Source organism: Sphingopyxis sp. MG, from assembly GCF_002953155.1.
Classification (GTDB): domain Bacteria; phylum Pseudomonadota; class Alphaproteobacteria; order Sphingomonadales; family Sphingomonadaceae; genus Sphingopyxis; species Sphingopyxis granuli.
In genome coordinates this window covers 2,615,092-2,626,701 of sequence record NZ_CP026381.1, presented here as the reverse complement: position 1 = coordinate 2,626,701, position 11,610 = coordinate 2,615,092, and the positions used below count along the sequence as shown (strand labels likewise).

6 protein-coding genes are annotated in these 11,610 nt (G+C 71.1%); 3 read left to right on the top strand and 3 right to left on the bottom strand.

From position 1 onward, the window contains the following. Nucleotides 1-126 precede the first annotated feature (126 nt). The 3 genes from addB to trxA all read left to right on the top strand — a co-directional run bounded on the left by addB (nt 127) and on the right by trxA (nt 6,941). The gene (gene addB, locus C3E99_RS12125) at nt 127-3,099 is read left to right on the top strand and encodes a double-strand break repair protein AddB (RefSeq protein ID WP_234002463.1); all 2,973 of its coding nucleotides are present in this window, start codon (nt 127-129) and stop codon (nt 3,097-3,099) included. Further along, nucleotides 3,099-6,557 carry a double-strand break repair helicase AddA gene (addA, locus tag C3E99_RS12120; protein WP_104959831.1) on the top strand — a complete coding sequence of 1,153 codons (3,459 nt, stop codon included), beginning with the start codon at nt 3,099-3,101 and terminating at the stop codon, nt 6,555-6,557. Before addB ends, addA begins: the two co-directional genes overlap by 1 nt. A gap of 63 nt (nt 6,558-6,620) precedes the next feature. Beyond that, nucleotides 6,621-6,941, top strand: coding sequence for a thioredoxin TrxA (gene trxA, locus C3E99_RS12115; protein WP_067112728.1), 321 nt, complete (start codon nt 6,621-6,623; stop codon nt 6,939-6,941). A gap of 172 nt (nt 6,942-7,113) precedes the next feature. Here trxA and argJ read toward each other — a convergent pair whose 3' ends face one another. The 3 genes from argJ to C3E99_RS12100 all read right to left on the bottom strand — a co-directional run bounded on the left by argJ (nt 7,114) and on the right by C3E99_RS12100 (nt 11,477). Next, nucleotides 7,114-8,340: a bifunctional glutamate N-acetyltransferase/amino-acid acetyltransferase ArgJ gene (gene argJ, locus C3E99_RS12110; protein ID WP_076076640.1), complete on the bottom strand. Its 1,227-nt coding sequence runs from the start codon at nt 8,338-8,340 to the stop codon at nt 7,114-7,116. A gap of 294 nt (nt 8,341-8,634) precedes the next feature. Beyond that, nucleotides 8,635-10,071 (bottom strand): aldehyde dehydrogenase family protein, encoded by a 1,437-nt coding sequence (locus C3E99_RS12105; protein ID WP_076076637.1) that lies wholly within the window; start codon nt 10,069-10,071, stop codon nt 8,635-8,637. A 95-nt stretch (nt 10,072-10,166) separates the two neighbouring features. After that, nucleotides 10,167-11,477, bottom strand: coding sequence for a M20/M25/M40 family metallo-hydrolase (locus C3E99_RS12100; protein ID WP_076076634.1), 1,311 nt, complete (start codon nt 11,475-11,477; stop codon nt 10,167-10,169). Nucleotides 11,478-11,610 lie beyond the last annotated feature (133 nt).

Here is an 11,610-nt window from a genome sequence, read left to right as displayed (position 1 = left end):
GATAGAGCGCCATCCCAATTGGCCGTTCGTGCTGAGCTTGTCGAAGCACCGTCCTTCCTTCAACGTAGAAAAGAACGGCCCTTCGACAAGCTCAGGGCGAACGGATAAAGGAAGTTACGAATTTCCGTGACCGTGCTTCGTCCCGCCATCTTCTCCATCCCGATCCATCGGGCTTTCGCCGACGCGCTGGCGGCGGGGCTGATCGCGCGCTTCGCCGACGGGGCGCTCGGCCTTGCCGAAGGATTGATCCTGCTGCCGAGCAATCGCGCGAAGAGCGCGGTGCAGGCGGCGTTCGTGCGTGCGGGCGGGGCGGGGCTGCTGATGCCGCGGCTCGCGGTGATCGGCGACGCCGACCTCGACGAGAGCGTCGCGCTGGCGCTCGATGCGATCGACGAGGCCGAACCGCTGCCGCCCGCCATCGACCCGCTGCGTCGACGCCTGCTGCTCGCCGAACTGATCGAACGGTACACGCCGGAGGGCGAAGCGGCGATTACGGGCGCCGCCGCCTTCCAGCTTGCCGACGGGCTGGCGCGCGTGATCGACCAGCTCCATTATGAGGAGCGGACGGTGTCGGCGCTCGTCGATCTCGACTTGGGGGCCTTCGCCGGCCATTGGCAGGCATCGCTCGCGCGGTTGCGGCTGCTCGTCGACCATTGGCCGGGCGTGCTCGCCGCCACCGGCAGCATCGACCGCGCCGAGCGTCGCAACCAATTGCTCGACCGCGTGCGCGAAGGCTGGCGCAAGGCGCCGCCGGCGCGCTTCGTGGTCGCGGCGGGGATCACCACCGCGGCGCCCGCCGTCGCTCGGCTGCTGCGCACCGTCGCCGGAATGGAGCGCGGCATGGTGGTGCTGCCCGGGCTCGACCCGGTCATGGCGGCAGAGGAATGGGACGCGCTCGGGCCGACGCGATCCGATGCCGACGATCCGGCGCGCCCGCTCGAAACGCATCCGCAATATCATCTCAAGCTGCTGCTCGACCGCATGGGCGCGAGCCGCGACGAGGTTCAGGCGTGGGATGCGGTGTCCGATTTCGACGGGCCGGAGGCGCGCACGCCCTTCGTTTCGTTGCTCTTCGCGCCCGCCGCCTATAGCGCGCAGTGGCAGGCGGCGGGCGACCTGTCGGCGGCGACCGCCGGCCTGTCGGGCGCCGTCTTCGCCGACGCCGGGCAGGAGGCGCAGGGGATCGCGCTGCTGATGCGCGAGGCGATCGAGACCCCCGGGCGCACCGCGGCGCTGGTGACCCCCGATCGCGCGCTGGCCGAACGGGTCGCGGCGGCGCTGACGCGCTGGGGCATCGCGGTCGACGACAGCGCGGGCCAGCCGCTCGCGCAGACGCCGCCTGGCGCCCTGTTGCTGCTGCTCGCCGGGCTGGCGGCCGATTTCGATCCGGTCGCGCTGGTGTCGCTGCTCGGCCATCCGCTCGTGCGCAAGGGAGAAGAGCGCGCTGCGTGGCTCGACCAGGTGCGGCGGCTCGACCTGCTGCTGCGCGAGCCGGGGCTGACGCCGGGCTGGGCGGGTGTGACGGCGCGCATCGTGGCGCGTGCGGCGGACCCGAAGGCGCGCGGGCACGCATTGGCGGCGGCGCTCGGGCCATGGTGGGACGAGCTGTCGGAGGCGCTCGGCGCGACGCTGGCGCCCTTCGCCGCCGGGCCGACGCCGCCCGCGACGCTGCTCGGCGCCTTGCAGGCGGGGCTCGAGCGGCTGACCGGCGACGCGGTGTGGGCCGGACCGGCGGGGCGGATGCTCGCCGAACTGTTCGACGCGTGGGCGCTCGCGCGCGGCGCGGGCCCGGAGCGCGTCGATCCGGCCGATTTTCCCGCGATGCTCGGCCAGCTGTTGGCGCAGGCGAGCGTGCGGCCCCCCTATGGCGGGCACCCGCGGCTGTTCATCTGGGGCCTGCTCGAAGCGCGGCTGCAGCGCGCCGACCTGATGATCCTCGGCGGGCTCGACGAGGGCCGCTGGCCCGCCGCGACGCAGCCCGACCCGTGGCTCGCGCCCGGCATCCGCCGCCTGCTGGGCCTGCCGGCGCCCGAGCGGCAGCAGGGGCTGGCGGCGCATGATTTCGCCGGGGCGCTCGGCGCGCGCGAGATCGTCGTGACGCGCGCGCAGCGCAGCGGCGGCGACCCGGCGGTCGCGTCGCGATTCTGGCTGCGGCTATCGGCGCTGGCGGGCGACCTGACCGAGCCCGCCCCCGGCGGCGTGCCGCTGACCCGCCTCGCCGCCGAACTCGATGCGCCGCCGGGCGAGCCGCGGCCGACGCCGCGGCCGCGCCCCGCGCCCCCCGCCGCCGACCGGCCGCGCCGGATCAGCGTCACCGCGCTCGACCGGCTCGCGCGCGATCCCTTCGCTTATTATGCGAACCAGATGCTCGGCCTGTCGCCGCTCGACCCGCTCAGCGCCGCGCCCGATCCACGCTGGCGCGGCACGCGCATCCACCAGTTGTTCGAGGACTGGGTGCGCGGCGGCGCGACGCGCGAGGGGTTCGAGGCCGAAATCGCCGCGCTGCGCACCGACCCGGCGCTCGACGCCATCGCGCGCGCCTTCTGGCTGCCGCGCATCGAGCCCGCGCTGCGCTGGGCGGCTCAGCAGGTCTGGAGCGCCGAGGGGCGCCGGCCGCTCGCGGTCGAGGCGCGCGGTGAGTTGACCGCCGACGGCATCACGCTTCACGGCAAGGCCGACCGGATCGACCGCAACGAGGACGGCAGCCTCGCCATCGTCGATTACAAGTCGGGGGGCGCGCCGAGCGCCAAGGCGGCGCACGACAGGCTTGACAACCAGCTCGGCCTGCTCGGCCTGATCGCGCGCGCGGGCGAGATGGAGAGAATCGCCGCTGCGCCCGTCGCGAGCCTCGAATATTGGAGCCTGCGCCCCGACCGCCGCGCGGGCGGCGCCGGGAAGATATCCCGCACCTATGGACCGCGCGGCGGGCTCAAGAGCGCCGAAGAGGCGATCGACCACGCCGCCGGGGCGCTCGTCGATCTCGCCGGCCGCTATCTGCTCGGCGACGCGCCGTTCGCGCCGGGCGAGGTCGCGGGCCCCGGCGATTACGACCAGCTCATGCGCCGCGACGAATGGTTCGGGCGCGGGGAGGGCGAGTGATGGCGAAGCCCGCTGGCCTCGCGACGCTCGATCCGCGGCAGGGCGCCGCCGCCGATCCCGCGCACCATGTCTGGCTCGGCGCGTCGGCGGGCACCGGCAAGACGCAGGTGCTTTCGGCGCGCGTGCTGCGGCTGATGCTGGGCGGCGTATCGCCCGAAGCGATCCTGTGCATCACCTTCACCAAGGCGGGCGCGGCCGAGATGGCGCACCGCATCCACGAACGCCTCGCGGCGTGGGTGCGGATGGACGAGGGCGACCTGCGGCTCGACCTGCACGCGCTGGGGCTCGACTGGCAGCGGCCGGGGCTGATGACGCGCGCGCGGTCGCTGTTCGCGACGGTGATCGACAGCCCCGGCGGCGCGATCCGCGTCCAGACGATCCACAGTTTCTGCCAGACGCTGCTCGCCAGCTTTCCGCTGGAGGCGCGGCTGCTCCCCGGTTTCCGCGCCATCGAGGAGGATGAGGCCGGAGCCCTGCAGCGCGAGGTGCTGAGCGACCTGCTGAGCGCGCAAGGCGGGGAAGATGGCGCTGACCTCAGCGACGCGGCGGCGATGCTGTCGCGGCGGCTCGGTCCCGAATCGGCGCTGTCGTTCCTGTCGAGCTGCGCGGCGGCGTTCGGCGGGCCGCGCGCGCTGCTGCCGCCGTCGGCGCGCGACCTGCGCGACGCTTTCGACCTGCCGGTGGGCGACCCCGATGCGTGGCTCACCGATCAACTGGCGGCGGGGGCGATCGCCGATGCCGACATCCGCGCGGTGGCGACGAGCGGCGCGGCGTGGGGTACCCGAACCGGAGAGGCCTGTTCGGACAAGATGGTCGGCTGGCTGATGGCCGATCCCGGCGCGCGCGCGGCGATGCTCGACGACCTCATCGGCTGCTTCCTGACCGGCAAGGGCGATCTGCGCGCGGATTTCGCGGGCGATAAGGGCCGGATGACCGATTGCGTCGATTCGGCGGTGCGGATCGTCGAGGCGGCGGCAGGTCTGCGGGGCACCGCGACCGCGATGCGCGTCGCCGACGAGCTGGCGGCGGCATGGAAGCTCGGGAGCCGGTTTGCCGAGGGCTATGCGCTGGCGAAGCGGACACGCGGGCTCGCCGATTTCGACGACCTCATCACCCTCGCGGGCAGCCTGCTGCGCGTCAGCAGCTTCGGCGAATGGGTGCGCTTCAAGCTCGACCAGCGCACCGACCATATCCTCGTCGACGAGGCGCAGGACACCAACATGCGCCAGTGGGGCATCGTCCTGTCGCTCGCCGAGGAGTTTTTCGCGGTCCATCGCGACGATATGGAACGCGCGCGCACCCTGTTCACCGTCGGCGACCGCAAGCAGGCGATCTTCGGCTTTCAGGGCACCGAACCGAAAGCCTTCGCGACCGCGCGCGACCTGTTCCATGCGCTGGGCGATCGGGCGGGGCAGGCGTTCCGCCAGGTCGATCTCGTCTCCAACTATCGCTCGACCCCGGCGGTGCTCGAAGTCGTCGATACGTGGCTCGCGGCGGGCGGCACCGCGGCGATGGGGCTGGACGGCGACGAACCGCCGCACCGCCCCTTCCGTTCGAACCAGGCGGGGCAGGTCGAGCTTTGGGCACCGCTGCCGGTAGGCAAGGCGCTCGATACGGAAGCCGACGGTGCGGGCGAGGCGGGCGACGAAGGCGCCGGGGGCGATAGTGGCGCGCCCGCCTCCGACCCCGCGAGCATGCGGCTCGCGCGCGCGATCGCCGACGAGGTTCGCGACTGGATCGCGAACGGCAAGGATGGCCGCCCGGTCGCGCCCGGCGACGTGATGATCCTCGTCCGCCGCCGCCGCGACCTCGCGGCGCGGATCGTCGCGCGCCTGCAGGCGCTGCACGTCCCGGTCGCGGGCGTCGACCGCTTCGCGCTGACCCAGCCGCTTGCGGTGCAGGACCTGATGGCGGCGATGCGCTTTGCGGTGCAGCCGCTCGATGACCTCAACCTCGCGGCGCTGCTTGTCTCGCCGCTGATCGGCTGGACGCAGGACGAGCTTTATGCGCGCACCCGCGGACGCGGGCGCGCCGCGATCTGGGAGCATCTGCGCAGGACCGAGGGCGACCTGCCCGCCGCGACGATGGAGGCGCTGCGCCACCTGCTGGCGATGGCCGATTACACCACGCCCTTCCGCTTCCTCGAAACCTTGCTGTCGGGGCCCATCGACGGGCGGCGCAGACTCTATGCGCGGCTGGGGCGCGAGGCGCGCGACCCGATCGACGAACTGCTGAGCCAGGCGCTCGCCTTCGAGGCGCGCGAGACGGTGTCGCTGCTCGGCTTTCTCGCCAGCGTCGAGGGCAGCGCCGCCGAGATCAAGCGCCAGACCGAGGCGCGCAGCGACGTGGTGCGCGTGATGACGGTGCACGGGTCGAAGGGGTTGCAGGCGCCGATCGTCATCCTGGCCGACGCGACCGACGACGCTGGGATCGGGCACCGGCCCTTCACCGTCGACGTCGCGGCGTGGGAGAAACTGCCCGTCTTCGCGCTGCCCGGCGACGAACGCCACGGCGCGCTCGCCGACGCCTATGAGGCAGCGGCGCGCGCGGCGACCGAGGAGCATTGGCGGCTTTTCTATGTCGCGATGACGCGGGCCGAGGAGATACTGGTCGTCGCGGGGGTGACGAAAACGCCCGACCGGTCGGTCCCCGCGGCGAGCTGGCACGCCGCGGCGCAGGGCGCGCTCGAGGCGATGGGCTGCGATTGGGAAGAGGCGGGGCCACAGTGGGGCCGCCGCCGGGTCCACCGCGTCCACGCCGGCCGATGGGCGCGCCGCGAGCGCGAGGCGAAGGCCGCGCCGCCGCCGTTCGTATTGCCCGCCTGGGCGCACCGGCCGGCGCCGGAAGAGGCGCGGCCGCCGCGGCCGCTCGCTCCGTCGGCGCTCGGCGAGGACGAAGTGGCGACGCCGCCGCAAGGCGGTGCGCGCGCCGCGGCGGTCGAGCGCGGGCTGCTGCTCCACGCGCTGTTCGAGCGCCTGCCGTCGGTCGCGTCCGACCGCCGCCGCGCCGCCGCGCTACGCTGGCTCGCGGCGCAGGCGCCGGCGCTGTTCGAGCGCGATCGCGCGGCGATGGCGGACGAGGTGCTCGCGGTGCTGGGCGATCCGGCGCACGCGGCGCTGTTCGGCCCCGGCAGCCTCGCGGAGGTGCCGCTGTCGGCGGTGGTCGACGGCACGGTGGTGGCGGGGATCGTCGACCGGCTGCTCGTCACCGACGCGCGCATCCTCGTCATCGACTACAAGACCGGGCGGCGAGTGCCCGAAAGCGCGGCAGACGTCGCGCCCGCCTATCTGCGCCAGATGGCCGCCTATCGCGAAGCGCTGAGGGTGATCTTCCCGGGGCGGGCGGTGGACGCGGCGCTGCTTTATACCGCGGGGCCGACGCTGATCGGGCTCGACGCTGCGGTGCTGGCGCCGCACAAGCCGGGCTTGGCGGCAACCAAGGCGAATTTGCCGGATTGACCCCTTGAGCCGAACGCGCGCGCGCCCTAGCTTGGCATCAAACATATATTCAGGAGTTTCCCCATGGGTACCAAGGCGATCACCGACGCAAGCTTCCAGGCCGATGTCCTCGACAGCGACACCCCCGTCCTCGTCGATTTCTGGGCCGAATGGTGCGGTCCGTGCAAGATGATCGGCCCGGCGCTCGAAGAAATTTCGGACGAACTCGCGGGCAAGGTGGTGATCGCCAAACTCAACATCGACGACCATCCCGACGCCCCCGCGCGCTATGGCGTGCGCGGCATCCCGACGATGATCCTGTTCAAGAATGGCGCGATCGCCGAAACCAAGGTCGGCGCCGCGCCCAAGAGCGCGCTCAAGGGTTGGCTCGAAGGGGCGCTGTAACTCTGCATTCCCCTAATTCCGTTTGTGCTAAGCTTGTCGAAGCACCGTTCTTCCTTCAGCGACGCCCGAAAGAAAGAACGGCCCCCTTCGACTGCCTTGCAGGCGCTCAGGACAGGCTTCGACAAGCTCAGGGCGAACGGATTTTCGATGATCCCGATTATTGCAAAACTGATCAGCTTCGATAGTCGGCGTTGATGCTGATGTAGCCGTGGGTCAGGTCGCACGTCCACACGGTCGCGCGGCCTTCGCCGAGGCCAAGGTCGGCGCCGATGCGGACGGCCTGCCCTTTCAGATGTGCCGCGACCGGCGCCTCGTCATAGCCCTCGACCGGCAGGCCGTCCTTCGCGACCCAATGGTCGCCGAAGCGGATCGCCAGCCGATCGCGGTCGGCGGGTTCGCCGGCCTTGCCCACTGCCATCACGACGCGGCCCCAATTGGCGTCCTCGCCCGCGACTGCGGTCTTGACCAGCGGCGAATTGGCGATCGACAGCGCGACGCGCTTCGCGCTTTCGTCGCCGGTCGCGCCGGTCACCTGCACCTCGATGAATTTCGACGCGCCCTCGCCGTCGCGCACCACCTGCTGCGCAAGGTCGAGCGCCACCTGCCGGATCGCGGCATGCAGCGCGTCGGCGCCGGCGTCGTCCCATGATTCGAGGCGCGTGTTGCCCGCCTGCCCGGTGGCGAACAGCAGGACCGTGTCGCTGGTCGAGGTGTCGCTGTCGACGGTGATGCAGTTGAACGTTCCGCCCGTCGCCTCGCTCAGCATTTCCTGTAACAGCGCCGGCGCGACCGCGGCGTCGGTGAAGATGTAACCGAGCATCGTCGCCATGTCGGGGGCGATCATCCCCGATCCCTTGACGATCCCCGCGACGTGGACGGTGCGGCCGCCGACGACGGCGCTCGCCGCGGCGCCCTTGGCGAAGGTGTCGGTGGTGCCGATCGTTTCGGCAGCGGCTTCCCACGAACAGGGATCGGCGGTCAGCGCCGCCGCAATGCCCGCACGCGCCTTGTCCTTGGGCAGCGGCACGCCGATCACGCCGGTCGAACTGACGAACACCTCGTCGTCCTTGCAGCCGAGATGCTCCGCGACCTGCGTCCTGATCTGCTCGACCGCCTCGCGCCCGCGATAGCCGGTGAAGGCGTTGCTGTTGCCCGCGTTGACGATCAGCGCGCGCGCGGCGCCGTGCTTCACCTGCTCGCGGCCCAGTTCGACCTCCGACGAACAGCAGATGTTGCGCGTGAACACGCCCGCGACCGCGGTGCCGGGCGCCAGCTCGACATAGGTGAGGTCGCAGCGGTCCCATTCCTTGTAACGCGCACGCGCGACGCGGCGCGTCACCCCGGCGATGTCGGGCAGGGCGGGGAAGGCGGCGGGGGCGAGCGGGGAACGGGTGGTCATGGGGCGCGTGTAGCGGCTCTTCCCCCAACGCAAAACCCCTCCCGTTTACGGGAGGGGCAGCGAGACTTGGGCGCTTGCGCCCTAGACATCGATGACTTTGGATTGACCCCCTTCGTCATTGCGAGCGGAGCGAAGCAATCCAGAGCGGTTTGCGCACGCCCCTGGATTGCCGCGCGGCTTCGCCGCTCGCGGGTGACGAGTCCATTCGATGGCACCACGCCCTGGTCGCAGCGGGGTGGGCCAATGCGACGTCGCGGCCCACCCCCGACCCCTCCCGCAAGCGGGAGGGGAGACTTACGCCGGAATGCCGCTGATCGCCTTCATTTCCATGAAGTCCTTGAGGCCGAACAACCCGCCTTCGCGGCCGTTGCCCGACTGTTTGTAGCCGCCAAACGGAGCGCCCGGCGCGGGGCCCCAGTTGTTGACCGCGACCATGCCCGCGCGCAGCTTCGGCGCGACTTCGGCGGCCTTGGCGGGGTCGCCCGACACGACGGCGGACAGGCCGTATTCGGTGTCGTTGGCGATCTCGACCGCTTCGTCGAGGTTCGAATATTCCATGATCGTCGCGACGGGGCCGAACACTTCCTCCTTCGCGATCCGCATGTCGGGGGTGACGCCCGAGAAGACCGTCGGCTTGATGAAATAGCCGCGGTTGACGTTGCTCGGCAGGCCGGTGCCGCCGGTCTCCAGCGTCGCGCCTTCGTCGATCGCCGACTGGATCAGGCCCTGGATCTTGTCGAACTGCGCCTTGTTGACGACCGGACCGATGTGACCGCCCTCCTGGGTCGGATCGCCGACCTGCGTGCCGTCGAACATCGCCTTGATGACGCCGACCGCTTCCTCCTTGCGATCCTTGTGGACAAGGATGCGCGTCGGCGCGATGCAGCTCTGCCCGGTGTTGACGAGCACGCCCTGCACCGTCGGCGGCAGCACGGCGCCCAGGTCGGCGTCGGGCAGGACGAGGTTCGGCGACTTGCCGCCCAGTTCCTGATGGACGCGCTTGACCGTGTCGGCCGCCGCCTTGGCGACGAGGATGCCGGCGCGGGTCGATCCGGTGAAGCTCACCATCTCGATGCCGGGGTGTGAAGAGATTGCGTTGCCGACGGTCGGGCCGTCGCCCTGCACCAGATTGAACACGCCCGGCGGCACGCCCGCGGCGTCGAGGATTTCGGCGAAGATCACCGCGTTGCCGGGGCATTCCTCCGACGGCTTGAGGATCATCGTGTTGCCGGCGGCCAGCGCGGGCGCGACTTTCAGCGCGATCTGGTTGAGCGGCCAGTTCCACGGCGTGATCATGCCGACGACGCCGATCGGCTCATAGACGACCTTGTTCGCGCCATGCTGCTCGCTGAACTCGAACGTCTTGAGCGCCTCGATCGTGCCGAGGAAACCGCCGATGCCGGCACCGACCTGCGCGGTGCCCGCGAAGCTGACCGGCGCGCCCATTTCGGCGGCCATCGACCTGGCGAGGTCGGGGCCGCGCTTCTTATATTCCTCGACGATGCGGCCCATCAGCGCCAGCCGTTCCTCGCGCGTCGTCTGCGACCAGCTCTTGAAGGCCTCGCGCGCCGCGGCGACCGCGGCGTCGACGTCGGCGGCGGTGCCGAGCACGACGGTCGAAGCGGCTTCCTCGGTCGCGGGGTTGACGACGTCGTGCAGCCTGCCGCCCTTGCTGTCGACCCACTGGCCGCCGATGTACTGCTGTTTCAGGTGGGTTTCGGTATCGCTCATCGTCTGTCTCCCATCGGCGCGGAATTGCGTATCGGATTGCTACCTAATCACTGTGGACCATGAATCAAGCTGGGCCAACTGCGAAAGCTGGCGGGTCAGCGCTTTTCGGCCGCGAGGCGGGACATCAGGATGGCGGCGCGGGTCGCCTGCCGCGCGATGCTGGGCAGGTCGACCGCCTCGCCCGGCGCATGGTCGCCGGTCGACCAGGGGCCGAGGCCCGCGAGCCCGTCGACGTCGGCGGCGACGAAGCTGATGTCGCCTGCGCCGCGCTTCAGCGGATCGAGCGCCGCCATCTCGGGCAGGCCGAGGTCGCGGTTGACGCCGTTCAGCTTCACCAGCAGCGCCCTGTTGCCCTCGGTCGGCGCCATCGGCGGATAGCCGCCGGGATCGAAGCTCAGCGTCGCGCCGGTTTCCGGCGCGTGATCCGCCACGATCTGTGCCATCTTCGCCCGCACCCGCTGCGATTGCTCGATCGACAGCGTGCGCAGGTCGCCGCGGGCGATCGCGATCGGCGGAATGATGTTGGTCTTGCCCGTCGCGGCGCCGCGGATGCCGCCCGCGTCGAGGCTCGCGGTCTCGCCACCGGCGATCAGCCCGACGTTGAAGGTCAGGTTGGGTTCGGGCAGTTCGGTGCGAAAGCGCTGGATGATGCGCGTCAGCTCATAGATGGCGCCGTCGCCGACCCCGGCGCCGAAGATGCCCGAGCTGTGGCCCGTCCGGCCGGTCGCCGTGACCGTCCAGCTTTCCGACGAGCGCCGCGCGATCGACCCCATGTCGGCGCCGCCGTCGCGCACCAGCCCTTCGAAGTCGAGCGCGACGTCGCTGCGCTTGCCCGCTTCGATCAGGTCGGCGCGCGCCTTCTCGATCGGATCGCCCGCATCCTCCTCGTCGCCGGTCATGTGGATTTCGATGTTGGCGTCCTTCAGCGTCCCCGCCGCCTTCATCGCGCGCAGCGCGGCGAGGATGACGACCATTCCGCCCTTGTCGTCGCCCGCGCCCGGGCCTTCGCCCCGGTCGCCCTTGCGGGTGAAGGTCTGGAACGGCGAATCGGGTTCGAACACCGTGTCGAGATGCGCGATCAGCAACAGGCGCCTGGTGTCGGGGCGACCCTTGTGCACCGCGATCAGATGGCCCGCGCGACCGGTCTCGGGGGTCGGTTTCCACGTCACCTCGAACCCCAGCGGCTCGAGTTCGGCGCGCATCATCTGGCCGACCTTCTCGACCCCTGCGAGGTTGAGCGAGCCGCTGTTCTGATTCACCAGCCGTTCGAGCAGCGCGATCGAGCGGTCCTGCTCGGCCGCGACCGTCTTCGCCATCGCGCTTTCGGCCTTGCTGAGTTTCGCCTGCGCGGGCGGGACGAGCGCGAACTGGAGGGCGAGCAGGGCGACGAACGGCAGCGATTTCATGAGCGACTCCTTGCGAGGGGTCGCTCCTTGTGCCGACTCGGCGCTGGGGCGGCAAGTCGCCGCGGGGATTTTGCGCGCCGCGATCAGGCGGCGTCCTTCACCTCGTCGAAATCGTCGAGCTTCTTCAGCGCAT